14 protein-coding genes and 1 pseudogene are annotated in these 16,983 nt (G+C 40.8%); 9 read left to right on the top strand and 6 right to left on the bottom strand.

What is annotated here, in order from left to right; translation table 11 throughout:
- Positions 1 to 48: 48 nt before the first annotated feature.
- Together ACIFPW_RS03865 and ACIFPW_RS03860 are read left to right on the top strand one after the other, a co-directional pair.
- The gene (locus ACIFPW_RS03865; protein WP_430242147.1) at positions 49 to 921 is read left to right on the top strand and encodes a fumarylacetoacetate hydrolase family protein; all 873 of its coding nucleotides are present in this window, start codon (positions 49 to 51) and stop codon (positions 919 to 921) included.
- A gap of 69 nt (positions 922 to 990) precedes the next feature.
- Positions 991 to 2,415, top strand: coding sequence for an NAD-dependent succinate-semialdehyde dehydrogenase (locus ACIFPW_RS03860; protein ID WP_430242145.1), 1,425 nt, complete (start codon positions 991 to 993; stop codon positions 2,413 to 2,415).
- Positions 2,416 to 2,461: 46 nt separating this feature from the next.
- Here ACIFPW_RS03860 and ACIFPW_RS03855 read toward each other — a convergent pair whose 3' ends face one another.
- Complete coding sequence (locus ACIFPW_RS03855) at positions 2,462 to 3,658, bottom strand: ornithine--oxo-acid transaminase (protein ID WP_430242143.1); 1,197 nt, start codon at positions 3,656 to 3,658, stop codon at positions 2,462 to 2,464.
- Positions 3,659 to 3,830: 172 nt separating this feature from the next.
- On the opposite strand from ACIFPW_RS03855, the gene ACIFPW_RS03850 reads away from it, so the two are divergent.
- From ACIFPW_RS03850 to asnB, 5 genes and pseudogenes are all read left to right on the top strand, one after another.
- Positions 3,831 to 4,181 carry a DUF1516 family protein gene (locus tag ACIFPW_RS03850; protein WP_430242141.1) on the top strand — a complete coding sequence of 117 codons (351 nt, stop codon included), beginning with the start codon at positions 3,831 to 3,833 and terminating at the stop codon, positions 4,179 to 4,181.
- Between the two features lie 208 nt (positions 4,182 to 4,389).
- Positions 4,390 to 7,233 (top strand): annotated as a pseudogene (locus ACIFPW_RS03845) (EAL domain-containing protein).
- Positions 7,234 to 7,356: 123 nt separating this feature from the next.
- Positions 7,357 to 8,688 carry an FAD-dependent oxidoreductase gene (locus ACIFPW_RS03840; protein ID WP_430242139.1) on the top strand — a complete coding sequence of 444 codons (1,332 nt, stop codon included), beginning with the start codon at positions 7,357 to 7,359 and terminating at the stop codon, positions 8,686 to 8,688.
- 16 nt (positions 8,689 to 8,704) lie between these two features.
- On the top strand, positions 8,705 to 9,700 hold the full coding sequence (locus tag ACIFPW_RS03835) for a class I SAM-dependent methyltransferase (RefSeq protein ID WP_430242137.1): 996 nt from the start codon (positions 8,705 to 8,707) through the stop codon (positions 9,698 to 9,700).
- A gap of 104 nt (positions 9,701 to 9,804) precedes the next feature.
- Positions 9,805 to 11,646, top strand: coding sequence for an asparagine synthase (glutamine-hydrolyzing) (asnB, locus tag ACIFPW_RS03830; RefSeq protein ID WP_430242135.1), 1,842 nt, complete (start codon positions 9,805 to 9,807; stop codon positions 11,644 to 11,646).
- A gap of 413 nt (positions 11,647 to 12,059) precedes the next feature.
- On the opposite strand, the gene ACIFPW_RS03825 is transcribed toward asnB, so the two are convergent.
- Together ACIFPW_RS03825 and ACIFPW_RS03820 are read right to left on the bottom strand one after the other, a co-directional pair.
- Complete coding sequence (locus ACIFPW_RS03825) at positions 12,060 to 12,749, bottom strand: Crp/Fnr family transcriptional regulator (RefSeq protein ID WP_430242133.1); 690 nt, start codon at positions 12,747 to 12,749, stop codon at positions 12,060 to 12,062.
- Positions 12,750 to 12,870: 121 nt separating this feature from the next.
- Positions 12,871 to 13,665: an undecaprenyl-diphosphate phosphatase gene (locus ACIFPW_RS03820; RefSeq protein WP_430242131.1), complete on the bottom strand. Its 795-nt coding sequence runs from the start codon at positions 13,663 to 13,665 to the stop codon at positions 12,871 to 12,873.
- A gap of 172 nt (positions 13,666 to 13,837) precedes the next feature.
- Here ACIFPW_RS03820 and ACIFPW_RS03815 point away from each other — a divergent pair, with 172 nt between their 5' ends.
- Entirely contained in the window at positions 13,838 to 14,026 is a 189-nt protein-coding gene (locus ACIFPW_RS03815; RefSeq protein WP_194221177.1) for a YjzC family protein, read from the top strand.
- A 59-nt stretch (positions 14,027 to 14,085) separates the two neighbouring features.
- Here ACIFPW_RS03815 and ACIFPW_RS03810 read toward each other — a convergent pair whose 3' ends face one another.
- A complete protein-coding gene (locus tag ACIFPW_RS03810; protein ID WP_430242129.1) occupies positions 14,086 to 14,265 on the bottom strand; it encodes a YjzD family protein in 180 nt (59 codons plus the stop codon).
- 75 nt (positions 14,266 to 14,340) lie between these two features.
- Positions 14,341 to 14,802 carry a TspO/MBR family protein gene (locus ACIFPW_RS03805; RefSeq protein ID WP_430242127.1) on the bottom strand — a complete coding sequence of 154 codons (462 nt, stop codon included), beginning with the start codon at positions 14,800 to 14,802 and terminating at the stop codon, positions 14,341 to 14,343.
- A gap of 212 nt (positions 14,803 to 15,014) precedes the next feature.
- Here ACIFPW_RS03805 and ACIFPW_RS03800 point away from each other — a divergent pair, with 212 nt between their 5' ends.
- Complete coding sequence (locus ACIFPW_RS03800; RefSeq protein WP_430242124.1) at positions 15,015 to 15,737, top strand: hypothetical protein; 723 nt, start codon at positions 15,015 to 15,017, stop codon at positions 15,735 to 15,737.
- Between the two features lies 1 nt (position 15,738).
- On the opposite strand, the gene ACIFPW_RS03795 is transcribed toward ACIFPW_RS03800, so the two are convergent.
- Positions 15,739 to 16,929, bottom strand: a complete 1,191-nt coding sequence (locus ACIFPW_RS03795) for an NAD(P)/FAD-dependent oxidoreductase (protein WP_430242123.1) — start codon at positions 16,927 to 16,929, stop codon at positions 15,739 to 15,741.
- Positions 16,930 to 16,983 lie beyond the last annotated feature (54 nt).

Below are 16,983 nucleotides of genomic sequence, written 5' to 3'. Positions count from 1 at the left end.
ATTGAATGGCTTGCCTTATAGGGGAGAAGAAAAGGAGAGAGTGTTGAGATGAAGTTTGTTTCTTTTAGAAACCACGATGTGTCTTCATTCGGTATTTGGAAAGAAGATAATCGGATTGTTAATTTAAGCGCTTATTATCAAGAGCAAGGAAACCACATCCCTGATTTACGATCATTTATTCAATCAGGAAAAGTAGATTTAGCTGAACTGATGGAAGTACCGTCTCAGTATGAAGTAGATGTTGAAGATGTTCAGTTAGAAGCACCCATTCCAAGGCCATCTAAAAATGTGTTCTGTGTAGGGAAAAACTATCGCGATCATGCTATTGAAATGGGAAGTGAAAAGGATATACCAGCGCATCCTATGATTTTCACAAAAGCTCCAACGACAGTTAGCGCTCCAAATAGCGTCTTAGCATTTGAAAATGAGCTATGTAATGCACTCGACTATGAAGGTGAGCTGGCGGTTGTTATTGGCAAGCAGGGAAAAGGTATCAAAAGCGATGAGGCCATGAACTATGTTTTTGGATATACGATCATCAATGATATTACAGAGCGCGACATTCAAAAAAAGCATGGACAATTTTTTGTTGGGAAAAGCCTTGATGCATCATGTCCAATGGGGCCAGTTATTTTACATACATCTGCTGTACTAGATCCGCATCAACTGCCTATTAAGACAATGGTAAACGGAGAGCTAAGACAGAGCGGAAATACGTCTGACTTTATCTTCAATATTTCAGAGCTTATTCACGTTCTTTCTAAGGGGATGACGTTGGAGGCAGCAGACATTATTGCAACAGGAACTCCGGCAGGTGTAGGAAAAGGATTTAAGCCTCCCAAATTTCTTCGTGATGGTGATGTGGTCGAGATTCAAATTGAAGGAATTGGTACTTTACGTAATGAAATAAGAAAGAGATAACGTTCTCGTGTTTAATTCTTGCTAAAAAAAGGAATTGTTATCCAGTAAATCTACTAGGAGGGTAAGCGTATGGAAAAGTTTCATTACATTAATGGTGAATGGACAGGTCAGGATCTTGAAAAGCTTGAAGTGAACAACCCAGCAACTGGTGAACTCGTCGGTACTGTACCGGTTGGGGGGAAGTCGGAAACGAAGAAGGCAATTGACGCTGCGCATCAGGCTTTCCCCGCATGGTCAAGCCTCACCGCATATGAGCGGTCGTCATACTTAAAGAAACTCCATAGTTTGATGATGGAACACGAAGATGAACTAGCTGAGCTCATGACGCTTGAAATGGGAAAACCTCTTCACGAATCAAAAGGAGAAGTGGCTTATTCTGCCTCATTTGTGGAATGGTTTGCTGAAGAAGGAAAACGCGTTTATGGTCGTACCATCCCGCCTCATAAAGAAGAGCGAATGATGGAAGTTCGCAAACAGCCAGTAGGAGTTGTTGGTGCGATTACGCCATGGAATTTCCCGGCTGCCATGATCGCAAGAAAGCTTGCTCCTGCTCTTGCTGCAGGGTGTACCTTTGTTGTTAAGCCACCTTCTGCAACGCCACTAACAGCAGTGCGTTTAGTGGAACTTTGTGAAGAGGCAGGTATCCCTAAAGGTGTTGTAAATCTCGTCACTGGGAAATCATCAGAAGTTGCAGGCGAGCTAATGAGTAACCCACACGTTCGGAAAATAACGTTCACAGGTTCAACAGAAGTTGGTAAGAAACTAATGGAACAGGCTGCCGAAACAGTGAAAAACATTTCTCTTGAGCTTGGTGGACATGCACCAATTATCGTTCTTGATGATGCAGACATCGACAAAGCCGTTGACGGCGTCGTTGCTTCTAAGTTTAGAAATGGCGGTCAAACGTGCATATGCGGTAATCGTGTCTATGTACAAGAGAAGATTTATGATGAGTTCATTTCTAAATTCGCTGCTAAGACGAAAGAACTTAAGGTTGGAAATGGATTAGAAAAAGAGACTGACATTGGGCCGATGATTGACAAAGATGGCTATGATAAAGTAGAAAAGCACGTTCAAAATGCGCTTACTCAGGGAGCTGAATGCGTTGTTGGAGGAGAAGGATATGAAGAGAATGGATCCTACTTCTACCGTCCAACGGTTTTAAAGGATGTAACACCTGGCATGTTAATAATGAATGAAGAAACGTTTGGACCAGTTGCTCCAATCCAAAAGGTTAAAACAGATGATGAAGCGATTAAGTTTGCAAACCAAACGCCATTCGGGCTTGCTGCTTACGTATTTAGTGAAAGCGTTCGAAGAGGAAATCACGTCGTAAATGGTCTGGACTACGGGATTGTAGGCTGGAATGATGGTGTCCCTTCAGCTGCTCAGGCGCCGTTCGGTGGTATGAAGCAAAGTGGTATTGGTCGAGAAGGTGGCCACGAAGGACTTGAAGCTTATTTAGAAACAAAATACGTTTCGATCGGATTATAGAAAATAAGAAAGCCTCGCTATAGCTAGCGAGGCTTTCTTCGTTTCCTTATTGTACAGACAAAACATCTGTAATTTGTTCAATGGCCCAGTTTAAATCCTCTTCACTAATAATAAGAGGAGGCGCAAAACGAATCACCGTTTCGTGAGTCTCTTTACATAGTAATCCTTTTTCTTTCAGCTTCTCGCAATACGGACGAGCAGCTTCATGAAGCTCAACACCTATGAAAAGACCGCGACCACGAACTTCTTTAATCATTGGATTCTTGATTTCTTTTAATTTATTTTGAAAGTAGTTTCCTAGTTCAAGAGAGCGATCTGCAAGCTTCTCATCCTCAAGAACTTCTAAAGATGCCACCGAGACTGCACATGCTAGAGGGTTTCCTCCAAATGTTGAACCGTGAGATCCTGGGGTAAATACGCCAAGAACTTCTTCATTAGCGGCAACACAAGAGATCGGGAATACACCTCCACCTAGTGCTTTTCCAAGAATGTACATATCAGGCTCTACATTATCCCAATCGCAAGCAAATCGTTTACCAGAGCGGCAAAGCCCTGCTTGGATTTCATCAGCTACGAAAAGCACGCGCTGCTCCTTACAATACTCATAAGCCTCTTTAAGAAAACCTTCTGGAGGGATATTGATCCCAGCTTCACCTTGAATTGGCTCAAATAAAAAGCCTGCTGTATTTGGCGTAATGGCTTTTTTCAATGCATCAAGATCACCATAAGGAATGAGTTTAATGCCTGGAAGCATTGGTCCAAATCCTCTTTGGTATTCTTGTTCAGATGAGAGGGAGACAGCTGTCATTGTACGACCGTGAAAGTTACCCTCACAGGCAATGATTTCTGCTTTATCTTTCTCAACACCCTTCACTTCATAAGCCCAGCGGCGCATCGCTTTAACAGCTGTTTCAACTGCCTCTGCACCTGTGTTCATTGGAAGAATCATATCTTTGTTTGTAAATTCAGAAACTTTTCGATAAAAAGGTCCGAGTTGATCATTGTGAAATGCACGAGAAGTTAATGTGACACGATCTGCCTGGTCCTTTAGAGCTTGAATAATCTTAGGGTGTCTGTGCCCCTGGTTGACAGCTGAATAAGCACTTAGCATATCCATGTAACGATTTCCTTCGGGATCTTTCACCCAAACACCCTCTGCTTCTGCAATGACTATAGGCAGTGGATGATAATTGTGTGCGCCGTATTGCTCCGTCATTTGAATAATATCCTGTGTTTGTACCATGTTACGGTTCACTCCCATCTTTTAGTTGAAGCTTCTTTTATAGTATAACAATGAAATCGTTTACTTCCTATCATTTGAAAGAAATTGGGAGGAATGTTTCATTAACTTCTCTTATAACCTTTCATGATATGATAGAGAAGAATCTTTACATAGAAAGAGGGAGAGATCGTTTATGCTGCACGCCCATTATTCTGCTTGGGGATTAACTTTGATTCTTTTTCTTGTTAGCTATTTTTTAATGAGAGCTGGGAAAGGGAAATCGCTAGAAATGATCCATACGGTTCTTCGAATATTTTATATTCTCACTGTCATTTCAGGAATGTTTCTTGTAATAGGTTATGAGTTTTGGGGACCTTCTATTGTGAAAGGGGTCGTCGCCCTTTGGCTTATTTTTTCGATGGAAATGATACTAGTAAGAGGAAAAAAGGAGAAAAAAATTTGGCCGTTTTGGATTCAGTTTATGTTCGCTTTTCTTCTTGTCATCTTTTATGGGTATTCTATACTGCATCTTTATCAGCTATAAGTCCTAAAAATCACCTTTGATAAGGTGATTTTTTTGAATTAAACGTTTGGTTTATCGATGCCGATATAAGAAGTAGGGTAGATTGGCATATTTCTGGGATAAGTGTATTCGCGCTTTCTACTTTTTGATATCATATACATAAATATAAAAGTTTCGAATTAAAGGGATTAAAGGATGAGGTGTGTATAGCTTGAGGACATTTTCAGTCATGGTTTATCATGATCAAGATTTGCTGGAGTGCATTAATAATCAACCGGAACTGTTTCAGGCACATGCCGTACTCATTCAACTATTTTCTTTGTCAGGTGACAGCAAGCGGGCTAAAGCAATCGCGCAACAAACATTGACATTCCTTCCTCACGCCGTTCTTATAGGGGCCACAGCAAGTGGCGCTTATTATCAAAAGGACTACGTGAAAGAAGGGATACTCGTTTCCTTTACGACTTTTCAACACGCCGAGATTAAGCTGTTTGATTTGGAAGAGAATGCTTCCACCCTTATGAATGAGAGGACTACACATGATGAACTTGTCATTCTTTTTAATAGTAATGTGGAAGATCGTACTTTGTTTGAAGATATGAAACCGAACCGATTGATCGGAGGTAGAGCCCATACTATTAATGAGGATTCCTTTGTGATCAAAGGTAATCAACTGCTAACGACAGGCGTCGCTGCAGCTAAAATTATCGGAAGTGAGCTTGAAGTTAAGATTTTCGAAGAAACGTTCTGGAAACCAGCCGGACGAACGTATGAGGTGACAAAAGCGCTCGGGACGCGTATTTTTGAAATTGAAGGCCTGACGCCAGTGCAGTTTTATGAGAAGTATTTAGGATATGATGTTGCGAATAAACTTCCGCAATCAGCAGCTCACGTCCCGTTACTTCAGCGGGATAATGGGAATGTGAAGCCGATTACCATTATGGAGAAACATCGAGATGGATCGGTTACGTCGAATCATGTACTAACAAAGGGGTCGAAGCTACAGTTCTCATATGGAGACGCCGCACAAATTCAAACGTCCTATGAGCGCATTGACCAAATGGCTAGTGATTCTTGGAGCCAAAGTCTATTTACTTATTCATCTGCTTCGCTTCGTGCTCTATTTTCAAACGGCATTATTACTTATTTAGAGAATCTTGAAAAGAGGTGTGATCTCACATCTGTTTTCCTTGCAACGGAATATTATTCAGATAGCCAAGAAGTACAAATTGGAAATAACAGCATGGTTTTTGCGCATTTCAATGAAAAAAATGCTCGAATGAAAGCCAACGGGCATCAACCATTACACAATCAGGAGATGAAGGACTTGGATGGTTTAATGGCATTATCACATTTAATTAAAGCTTCAACAGAGGAATTAGAGACGTTAAATTTAAACTTACAGCAATCAGAACAGCGCTTTAAATCTCTGTTTGAACAAAATCCGAATCTTGTTTACTCTGTGGATGTATACGGTAAAATTACGAGCGTAAACCCTGCATTAAAATCATTGTTAGGTTACTCGTCTGAAGAAGTTATGAGTAAGCATTCTCTTCAGTTTGTTTCATCAGAGGATGCAGAAATGACTAGGAAGAAATTCTATCAAACGTTTCAGGGGGTAGCTCAAACATATGATGCTCACCTTGTACACAAGTCTGGAATGAGCGTTCTCTTTACAATTACCAATATCCCAATCATTGTTAATGGCGAAATTACCGGGGCGTATGGAATAGCCAAAAGCATTATGAATCAACGGAAAGCGGAGGAGAAAATCGCTCATCTCGCTTATTATGATGTGTTAACCGAGCTTCCTAATCGTTTGTTATTTGAGAACTTACTAAATGAATCAATTAAGAATCCCGATGAGAAGCTAGCTGTCATGTTCATTGATTTAGATCGGTTTAAATTGATTAATGATAGTTTGGGCCACCAAAGAGGGGATCAGATCCTCAAACAAGTGACAACTCGAATCAAGGAAGCTATAAAGGATGATGCTGTCCTTGCTAGATTTGGTGGTGATGAATTTACTGTTCTCTTACCTGGACTGAAGTGCGAAAAAGATGCCCTTATGCTTGCGAGACGCGTCATTGAACATTTGAAGCAGCCTATCGTCTTTGACGAGGTTGAGTACTTTATGACAGTAGGCATCGGTATCAGTCTTTTCCCTCATGATGGATTAGAAATTGATACTGTTATGAAAAATGCTTATATCGCATTAGATCGCGCCAAGCAACAAGGTGCTAATTATATTGAATTCTATACCGATGAAATGACCGATCAGGCTTTTGAGAGATTAGAGCTTGAAAGTTATTTGCGTCGAGCCCTTGAGAAAGAAGAACTGACTCTTTTCTATCAGCCACAAGTTAATCTAGATGAACAGAAAATTTATGCTTGTGAAGCGTTGATTAGGTGGAATCATCCGAAATTAGGACTAGTGTCTCCAGCGCAGTTTATACCGCTTGCAGAAGAAACGGGACTAATCGAAGAAATTGGTATTTGGGTATTGAACGAAGCATGCATGCAAACGAGCAAATGGCAAGAGCTTGGATATGATGACTTGTCGATTAGTGTGAACGTGTCTGGAAGACAGTTTCAAAGTGAGAAATTCGTTGATTCCGTTAGAGAAGCATTAGTGGCTTCTGGTCTCGATCCTCAATCTCTACACCTTGAAGTAACGGAGAGCACAACGCTCGTCAATACGGATTATAGTATTTCGATGCTAAATGAATTAAGAGAAATGGGTATTAAAGTGTCCATTGATGATTTTGGAACTGGTTATTCTTCGCTTAGTTATCTGAAGGATTTCCCATTAGATATTTTGAAAATCGATCAGTCCTTTATTTGAAACCTTCAGGAAAACAACGCAGATGCAGCGATTGTTAAAGCGGTCATTACGATGTGCGAAGGTTTGAATTTATCAATTGTTGCGGAAGGAATTGAGACGAAAGAACAGGGTGATATTATTAGAAGCTTCGGGTGTAACTTCGCGCAAGGATTTTTCTATAGTAAACCATTGAATAAGGATCGTTTCGAGAAACTGCTTCTATCAAAGCAATTTCCTTTGGCAACTTAACGAAGATCGACCCAATGTGGTCGATCTTTTTTATTTTGCAGAGCGTCCTGCCTCCAATGTGCTCCAGCTGTTTCAACCGATAGTTGGAAGGGAATAGGACCATAGCAAAGAGGTGATAAAGAGATGGATTACGACGTCATGATTATTGGAGGAGGCATATCGGGCCTCACACTCGCTGTCAAATTAGGACAAAGTAATGTGAAAACGCTATTAATTGAAAAAGATAAAAGAAGCGGGTTGATTTATAAAGGTGAACTTCTTCAGCCAAAAAGTCTTCAAGTCCTTGACCAAATTAATGTTTTAGATGTAGTAAAAGAAAATGGTTTTCACTTACCTTCGATTGAATTCCATGAGTATAACCAAAAAGACGATGGCACGATGGAGCACCTTAGTTCAAATGAATTTCGCTACGATGTGATTCCATCTCTCTATAATACATCGCTTATGATTCCACGTGAGAGGCTAAAAGAGCTTCTTTTCGAAGAGGCTTCAAAATATGAATCTGTTGATTATATACAGCCTGCTAAATTTACGGGCTTTACTGATGATGAGCCTGAGAATAAGAAAGCGATCATTCAAACTAAAGAAGGAGAACGTGAAATTCACGCAGGTTTTTATGTTGGTGCTGAAGGAAGAGCTTCACTAACAAGAACAGCTATGGAAGTGGAGATGAAGAATACAAAATATAATCATCATTTCTTGACGGTATCGTTTCCCCGACCAGAGACGCTAAATCAGTCAACTATCATCACAACTCAAAATAAATTTGTCGGATTATTCCCACTTCCGAACAATGAAGTAAGAAGTGTACTGTTGATTAAGCCGGGAGAGTTCAAATCGATGCGTGAAGAAGGATTAGAGTCCTTTTACCGTGCTTATTGTGAGCTAATGCCGGAGCTTGAGGGCTATGTTCATCAAATTGATACGTGGAAAAAGATTCAACTCATGATTCCTGTTAGGCACAATGTCTCCAATTACGTCAAAAATAATTTGATCTTAACAGGGGATGCCGCTCATAGCGTACATCCTATGGCAGGGGAAGGAATGAACCTGGCGATTCAAGATTCTGATGTATTGGGAGAACTTCTTTGCTGGATGTATAAAACGAATCAGACGGAATGGAAGCAGCTTAAGTGGTATGAGAAAGTGAGAAAACCGAGAGCGGAATATGTGTCTACGCTTAGTCATCAAGCTGCACTGCTCTACTCTTTTCCTTATCGTCCGTGGCAGAGACTTCGAATTAAAGGGGTCAATCAAACAGAGCATTCACCTCTTCTGCACTATAAACAGATGTTAAATACGTCGGGACTTGGCATTTGGAAGTTTAACCTGTTGGATCGATTGAAGCAAGCAGGAGTAATTCCAGCTGCAATAGGGAATGGGAAATTAAGTAAGCATCCAAATGAGAAAGTAATGTTCACGAAAGAGGATGATTATCCGTGGTATTGCAAATGAGACGGGAGGAAACGAGATGAAGGAAATAAAGAAAATCTGGCGTGCTAGAAAGTGGATGAAAAGCAATGAACCTTTTTTATACGCCTGGCATGCCCATGTAGGCTATGTACATGACTTATTTGATGAGTTCGAATTAGGAACAACCGTCTCTGCTGTTGCAACCAAACGAGACATGAATGAACTGCTATTAACAAGATGGGCTGAAGTGGGGGTGGCAATTGGTCACCTAAAAAAAGAGAAGGATGGAAAGGTTCGTTCTAAGAAACATATGGTTGAATCGATTTCAAAAAGCAGTGAGCACTCTGTTGGTATCTTACTAAAAGAAATGATGGAGTTACATATTCCGATCTTGCTGTCCTATCCTGATTTATTAAGCAAAGATCAACCCGCACGATATGAGGACGAAGACTATGGTGGAACGGTTGCAGCAACATCAAGCTTTATTGAACGTTTTGCTTTTCCGAAGATTTATCAAGCGATTAAGACGACGAATGCACAATCCGTTATTGATTTTGGGGCAGGTTACGCAGGGTATTTATCGCGTATTGGAGCAAAGCTAGAGGACATGAAGCTTGTTGGAATTGAAAAAAATCGATCCGTCTGTTTAGATGCAGAAGCTAATATCCATTTTCCGCTAAAATCACCGCTACACCTTTATCCTGATGATATGATGACATGGAAATGGGATGGTGCCCCCTTTGATATGGCGATGATGAATAATTTACTTTATTATTTTGCTCCAGAAGATCGATTGAAACTGTTCCAAAAGGCAAATGAGGTAACAGGTGAAGGTGGTCAGCTGATTATCATCACTCCTATCCATGAATCAAAACACGGACAGGCTTTCTCGGCTGCGTTTAACAGCTTCATGAGTGCTCATGATAACCTTTATCCATTGCCAAGTCGTGATGAAATGGACGACTTAGCAACAAAAACAGGATTTAAGCTTAAACAAATAAAACCAGTTGTAAAAGAAGGCGCATGGTACTTTTTGCGTTTTCAGAAAGTGTGAGACCTATCAAAAGGTCTCTTTTTTCGTTCCCTGAAAGACATTTTGCACAAAAATTGGGCGTATGCATAATGTGAACAGAGAGGAATGAGAGGAGGGAGATCTTTTTGTGTGGGATAACAGGATGGGTGGATTGGAAGCAGAATCTGACAGGAGAAGAGAACGTTCTTAGGCGAATGGCGAATACGCTATCACGACGGGGGCCAGATGCTTCAAACAGCTGGGTTAGCGCGCATTGTGGATTTGGGCATACTCGTTTGATTGTCGTTGACCCAGCTGGTGGAAGTCAGCCAATGACTAGAACACACAGCGACAAGAAATATACGATTTGTTATAACGGTGAGCTATATAATACGGAGGATTTGCGTAAAGTTCTCCTTGCAAAGGGTTATACATTTCAATCTCATTCGGATACAGAAGTTCTTTTAACGTGCTATGTTGAATGGGGAGAGCAATGCGTTGATCATTTGAATGGTATTTTTGCCTTTGGCATTTGGGATGGAGAGAAATTATTCCTTGCAAGAGACCGCCTTGGTGTTAAGCCGTTATTCTATCGACAAAGTGGCAGCTCGCTTCAATTCGGCTCAGAACTTAAAGCCATTCTTGCTCATCCCGATGTGAAGACGGAGGTCGATCGAGCGGGGCTTCAAGAAATTTTTGGTTTAGGTCCTTCGAGAACACCAGGACATGGGGTTTTTCGAGGGATAAATGAACTGCGACCTGGATTTGCGATGAAGTTTGAGCAGAGTGGTCTTCGTAAATGGCGCTATTGGAATGTCAAAAGTAGTGAACATACTGATGATCTTGATACAACTGTAGGTAAAGTAGGGGACCTTTTAAAAGATTCCATTAAACGACAGCTTGTTGCCGATGTACCAGTTTGTACGTTTTTGTCTGGTGGAGTTGATTCAAGTGCCATTACGTCCGTTGCTCAAACGGCATTCCTTGATGACAATAAGGGCACATTACGGTCTTTTTCGGTTGATTATGTGGATAATGATAAATACTTCAAGAGTAGTGAATTTCAGCCAAATTCAGATGCTCCGTGGATCAAAAAAGTTTCAGCAGAGCTTGCAACTGATCATACGAACTGTGTGATTGATACACCTCAGCTTGTGCATCATTTAAAGGAAGCGATTGAATGTCGAGACCTGCCTGGTATGGCGGATGTAGACTCTTCATTATTGTGGTTTTCAAAGGAAATTAAGAAACATGCGACTGTTGCTCTTTCTGGTGAATGTGCAGATGAAATATTTGGTGGGTATCCATGGTTTCATAAGCCGGAGCTTTTAGATCAGGAGCAGTTTCCGTGGATGAGATCGACACTTGAAAGACAGGCGATGTTAAAAGAAGATGTTCGGAATAAATTGAAGCTAGAAGATTACGTCACGGAAAGATATCGTGAGTCAATTAAGGAAACGCCAGTACTTGATGGTGAGAGTGAGATTGAAGCAAAAAGAAGAGCTCTCTTTTACTTGAATTTAAATTGGTTTATGACAACACTTCTTGAACGAAAAGACCGTATGAGCATGGGAGCTAGTCTAGAAGTAAGGGTGCCATTTTCTGATCACCGCATTATCGAATATGTGTGGAATGTCCCGTGGGATATGAAAATGCTTGATGGTCGAGAGAAGGGACTTTTGCGAAAAGCGATGACAGGAACGCTTTCACATGATGTTCTTTATCGAAAAAAGAGTCCATATCCAAAAACCTATAATCCTGCTTATACGAAAGCCGTTTCTTCATGGCTTCAAGATACGCTCGATAACAAGCAGTCGCCGCTTCTTGAATTGATCGATAGAAAAGTTGTGCAAGATATCATAGATTCAGAAGGAAAGGCGTTTAAAGTACCCTGGTTCGGTCAGCTTATGGCAGGACCTCAATTGATTGCACACCTTGCTCAAATTAATTATTGGATGGAGCATCATAACGTGAATTTAGTCGACTAAAAAAAGGATCGAAGCTGATGGCTTCGATCCTTTTCTTTAAAAGATTGTATTATTGCTCGTTCCGACTTTAGTGGGCAGACACTCGGTCACTTCACCTTTTCATCCGAACACAAAGACCGTGTTCAAATGAAAAGGCTCCAGTGCCTGCCGTGTCTAACCGCCCACTTCCGCTTTTCATGTCTAGCTGCGACTCGCAGAAACTGCGATATTTCACTCTTTCACCAGAACACAAAGGGCGTGTTCTAGTTCAAGAGCTCCAATATCTCCGTTTCTAAACGCTCGTCTTCGCTTTTCATGTCTAGCTGCAGCGCCCAGCCTCTCGATCGCTTCACCCCATAAAATGAACACAAAGAACGTGTTCTTTTTATGGGGCTCCAGCGCTTGTCGAGGTTAAACGGGCGCTTTCGCTTTTCTTATAACCTACATATCGTTATTGGGCAGTCTTCGCAGTGGATGGCGCAGCGGAGGAATTCTAGGTTGTGGATGGTGATTTTGCTGTGGGTGACGGAGACGATGTCGGCTTTTTTGAGTTCACTTAGGATGCGGTTGACGCTTTCTCTTGTTAGGCCGCAGAAGTTGCCTAGCTCCTGATTTGTGAGAGGGAGGTCGATGAGTATGTCATCTTTTTGTTGAACGCCATATGTATTGGATAGTCGAATGAGAGTGGAGTAGAGTGCTCCTTTTTTTCCGTGTAGGAGTAGATCTCGGAATTTTGATTGGTTTTTCCTGAAGTTTTCTCCCATGAATTTCATGAATTCTGTGGCGAGCAGGGCGTTTGTTGTTAGAGTCTTTTCAAGGTGAGCTTGTTTCACAAAGGTTGCTTGTACGTCATCTACAGCCCATGCGTTGGAGGAGAAGTTTAATTGGCCAGTGTAGAGCGCAAGTTCGCCAATAAGATCACCTGGTTGACAGATTTGTAGCGTTAATTCTCTACCTTCAGATGTGAGCTTATTTAAACGTACGTTTCCAGATCTTATAAGAAGAAGACGGTCCGCTTTCATTCCATCCATATAAAGGGGCTCGTCTTTTTGAAACGAAATGGATTCGCCTTCTTCAGCAATCCACTTTTTTAGTGGGTCTGATGTAATCGTATCTTCTTTCATTTTCATCCTCCTTTGATCATTTTTTTCTATTATCCCATGTAATCCTTTCTTATCACAACCAACATTTCCTTTTATCCGAAGGGAATTTGTTAGGGCAAATAAAAAAACCGGCGATAGCCGGTTAGAAAATAAGGACAAGTGCGCCCACGATAAAGCAATAGATAGAGAAATAAATTAAGTTTCCTCGCGCCATAATATTCATAAACCATTTCAATGAATAGTAAGAAGCTGTAAGAGATAGAAGGAAGGCGACGATATATGGTATAAGCATGTCACCAAATTGGAGATCCCCAATGCTAAGGATCATTGAACCTACGCTTACAGGTATGAATAATAGGAACGAAAACCTTAGAGCTGTTTCTTGTTTCATTCCAAGTCCCATGGCCGCTACGATTGTTGCACCAGAGCGACTAATACCAGGGATTAAAGCGACAGCTTGTGCCAAACCTACAATAAGGGCATCTTTGATACTAAGTCCAGCTTCGCCTTTGGAGCCACGAAGGTTACGAATGAGCCAAAGTGCGATACCTGTAATAATGAGAGTAGCTCCAACAACTTTAATGCCCTTCAGTTCTTCTCCAATAAAGTCATCGAACAAAATACCAAGAACAGCGGCAGGAATAGTTGCAACAACAAGATAGACGATAAACATAAATTCGCTTTTTGACTCTTCTTCCCGAGAGACAACGTATCGTATTCCATGAGAAGTGAGGCGAATAAGGTCATTGCGATAAATAAGAAGAACCGCAAGTAAGGAGGCAAAATTCATTAAGATTTCAAAACTAAGTCCTTCAATGTCTAAATTAAAAAATTTTTGCGCTATGACAAGGTGTCCACTTGATGAGATTGGAATGGGTTCAGTGAAGCCTTGAAGTAAACCAAGAAATGCATACTTAAGTAGTTCCAACAGTTCCATGAGTAATGTTCCTCCAGTAATGGTTACAAGATAAATTGACACATGTAACCATTAAACACCAGTCCTTCCATTTTTGTAAAGGGAATTTTGTATGTCAGGTTACATAAAACATTATTCGATGATGAATGCTGATAAAGGGGGCAAAAGTTGATGAGTGGAAGGAGGCAGTAATATGGGCGGAGAAAATCGTCAGTTTACACCTGGACAAAAAGCGCCGAACAATGGTGTATATATTGAAATCGGAGAGACAGGTGGTATGGTGAAAGATCCACAACAAATTGAACTTCGTGCAGGTGAAGCGTTCCCTGAATGTTCAAATCAAAATCGAAAGTGGTCAAGGGAACCGAAGCCTCATCATTAATAAGAATCGGGCATAGGTACAGGCAATAAAAAAACAAGCGCCGTAAATGGCGCTTGTTTCTATTGTTCGGCTGGATCGGAAATTAAACCTTCTCCAAGAAGCGTTGCCGCAACAGCTAGGATAACTCCAAATAGTGATGCGGGGCCAAACTCGTAATGACCACCTTGCATAGAAGCAAGTACGTAGAATATCATATTGCTAAGTAGAACTCCCCAGATAATTGCCCAAAGATAACGCAATAAATTCACCTCATTTGTAAACGTATTCTATCGATTATCATACCACAAAATATTTAAGTGCAACATCTATCAATTTTAATTCATGTAATAAAATAGCCATGATAAATAGGTAGCAAACGCCGTCCAAAGAAAATAAGGAAGTAATAGCCAACCTGCTAACTGATTTTGTCTACCTGCAAGAAAAATAAGAATCAATGAAGTGATTGCAATAAAGAGGGCGTCCATGAACGTTGCAAACAGAGCATGCTGATCAAATTGCAAATAACTAAATGCTTGATTCAGTATGTAGTTTATCCCGAGTAGTGAGAGGTACTCACTATTATGACGACCGAAGCTACGCTTTTGGTAGACAATGGCGGTTGATAAAGCGATTAACCCAAACAGAAATGCCCAAATGGTCCCTATAACGGAACCGTTTGGTGTCCAATCAGGTTTAGCAAGCGACGTATACCAATCAGCATCATAGGGGAATAGAAATCCAGAAATACTAAATAGAAGGTAAACAATAATAAATACGAGTACAGTTGTTTTTTTCATTTTTCTCACCACCTTCTTTCCCATACCCAATCATATCCAATTTCATGCAAGGACATATATAGAAACAATAGTGCATATCATGACTAAGGGCGCTTTCTAATGACGCGGGATGAAGAAGATATGAAATTCCCTCAAAATAGGCACTTCACCCTTTCTTCCATATGTAACTTGCATAGGTTATACAGAAAGTGATAAAAGGGCGAGGGGAGAGTATGTGTATTCGTAAACGAGCCTATCAATTAGACGGGGAGTGGACGATCGTTCTTGTCCCTGAACGGCCTAACGGGTTTGGCATATTTATTATAGGTGGCTTAACACATTTCGTTGATGCTGATACAAGTTTCTGGTTGCAGAATCATACGCGTGAAGGGATGATTGCCGATTTTCTAGAGGCTGGTTATACAGTCTATACAAGCAATCTATATGGAAGGCACTGGGGATCACCAAAAGCAGCGAAATTAACTGAACGAATTTATCATCTTGTTCACAAACAGGAAATTCTGAATCCGAGGATACATGTTGTTGCGGAAGGTATGGGAGTGTTAGCAGCAAATGCTTTTTTAAACAATCGTCATACCTTAGTTAGATCAGCGGCATTATTAAACCCTTGTTTTGATTTGAAGCGTCTTGTCAGACAAGAACAAGTGAACCGCCTTTTCTATAAACGGTTACTACGAGAGATGGCACAAGCTTATGAAATTGAGAATGACGAGGTTTTAACGAGAATTGACAACAAAGAAACGGAAGCGTGTCCTTGTCCGGTTAAGATTTGGCACCATTCCATGAAAAGTCCCTATTCGTTAGAACAAATTAGAGAATACGAGCGTCTTCAACAGGAGTTAGGATACTCCATTGACCTTGCTCTGTTGAGTGATAGTTATCAATTCCTTGGTAAGAAGATGATTCGTTTTTTTCAACAGCATGAGGAACTATGATTTACGATCGATTCAATCGTGTTATTTCCATGGCTGGATGATGATCATACAAAATAAGATCTTTTAGTATTTCGGCACCAAGCATGCTATAAACCGTCCCGTTTCCACCATATCCTAACATGAAATAGACACCCTCGTACTTTGGGTGTTTTCCTATGTAAGGTAGCCCATCTTTTGTGGAACCAAATATGGCACTCCATTCATATGCGATTGATGTTTGGATAGAAGGAAACATTTCATGCAGTTTAGTTAGCAATAGCTGTCCTTGTTGTTCGAGTTTTTCTTCTTTTTTGAGATTAGAATCAAGTCCACCAATGAGGATGCGATGATCTGCAGTCGTCCTTAAATAGTAATAAGGACGATCGGTTTCCCAGATAAGGGCTTGATTGTGCCAACCAGGAAACTTCGGTATGGGTTCAGTCGCAATGGTATAGGTGCGCTCGAGTAGTGCGCCTTTTGTTTTGGCAAACTCCTGCGTACCATAACCCGTTGCGTAAATCACATGTTTTGCTCGAATTTCTCCTTTTTCAGTTTCGAAGATTAAATCATTTTTATTAAATTGATGAGAGAGGATCTCGGTATGCTCAAACACTTTTAATCCTAGTTCTCTGGCGCCACTTGTAAGGGCAAGTGCGAATTTATACGGATTTACTTCCGCTTCACCTTTCGTATAGATCCCTGCAGGAGCTGTGAAGGAGAAGAGACTTTCGATGGCGTGACGATCAATATAATCTGCTTCAAACCCATGATGTGTTAAAGCTTCGTATTCTTTCTTGATTTTCTTTACATGATGGTCGTTGCTTGCGAAATAAAGGCTTTCTGCTCGTTTAAATTCAGCTGATTCACTTAAAGAGCCTGCAACCTTTTCTAGTTCGTCTATTGCCTTTAAGCAAAGTTTATAAAAATAAACAGCCTTCTCTTTCCCGAATCGATCGATCAAATCTACAAGCATAGCATCATTAGAAAATTGAAGAAGGCCAGTATTCGCCGAAGTACTTCCAGAGCCGATCGTATCTTTTTCTATTAAAACAGTGTCAACATGATAGTCAGCAAGCGTCTTTGCCAGAATACTTCCCGACATACCACCGCCAATGATTAGGACATCACAGTTGATGGATGAAGTGAGTTCAGGAAATGTAGGGGGCTCTGCTACAGTTGTTGGCCAGAATAAATTTCCGTGGTGAAGCTGCATGAAAGTATCCTCCTTAAAGGGTTTGGTAACTTAAGTTAGACAAATGATATCCTT

The organism is Pseudalkalibacillus sp. NRS-1564 (assembly GCF_050467905.1).
Lineage (GTDB): Bacteria > Bacillota > Bacilli > Bacillales > Guptibacillaceae > Guptibacillus > Guptibacillus hwajinpoensis_B.
This window is presented reverse-complemented; position numbering and strand designations above follow the sequence as displayed.

Bases quoted from the DNA above. Each gene is read 5' to 3' on its own strand.
- ACIFPW_RS03865 (WP_430242147.1), top strand. From the start codon at position 49: ATGAAGTTTGTTTCTTTTAGAAACCACGATGTGTCTTCATTCGGTATT.
- ACIFPW_RS03860 (WP_430242145.1), top strand. From the start codon at position 991: ATGGAAAAGTTTCATTACATTAATGGTGAATGGACAGGTCAGGATCTT.
- ACIFPW_RS03855 (WP_430242143.1), bottom strand. From the start codon at position 3,658: ATGGTACAAACACAGGATATTATTCAAATGACGGAGCAATACGGCGCA.
- ACIFPW_RS03850 (WP_430242141.1), top strand. From the start codon at position 3,831: ATGCTGCACGCCCATTATTCTGCTTGGGGATTAACTTTGATTCTTTTT.
- ACIFPW_RS03840 (WP_430242139.1), top strand. From the start codon at position 7,357: ATGGATTACGACGTCATGATTATTGGAGGAGGCATATCGGGCCTCACA.
- ACIFPW_RS03835 (WP_430242137.1), top strand. From the start codon at position 8,705: ATGAAGGAAATAAAGAAAATCTGGCGTGCTAGAAAGTGGATGAAAAGC.
- ACIFPW_RS03825 (WP_430242133.1), bottom strand. From the start codon at position 12,749: ATGAAAGAAGATACGATTACATCAGACCCACTAAAAAAGTGGATTGCT.
- ACIFPW_RS03820 (WP_430242131.1), bottom strand. From the start codon at position 13,665: ATGGAACTGTTGGAACTACTTAAGTATGCATTTCTTGGTTTACTTCAA.
- ACIFPW_RS03815 (WP_194221177.1), top strand. From the start codon at position 13,838: ATGGGCGGAGAAAATCGTCAGTTTACACCTGGACAAAAAGCGCCGAAC.
- ACIFPW_RS03805 (WP_430242127.1), bottom strand. From the start codon at position 14,802: ATGAAAAAAACAACTGTACTCGTATTTATTATTGTTTACCTTCTATTT.
- ACIFPW_RS03800 (WP_430242124.1), top strand. From the start codon at position 15,015: ATGTGTATTCGTAAACGAGCCTATCAATTAGACGGGGAGTGGACGATC.
- ACIFPW_RS03795 (WP_430242123.1), bottom strand. From the start codon at position 16,929: ATGCAGCTTCACCACGGAAATTTATTCTGGCCAACAACTGTAGCAGAG.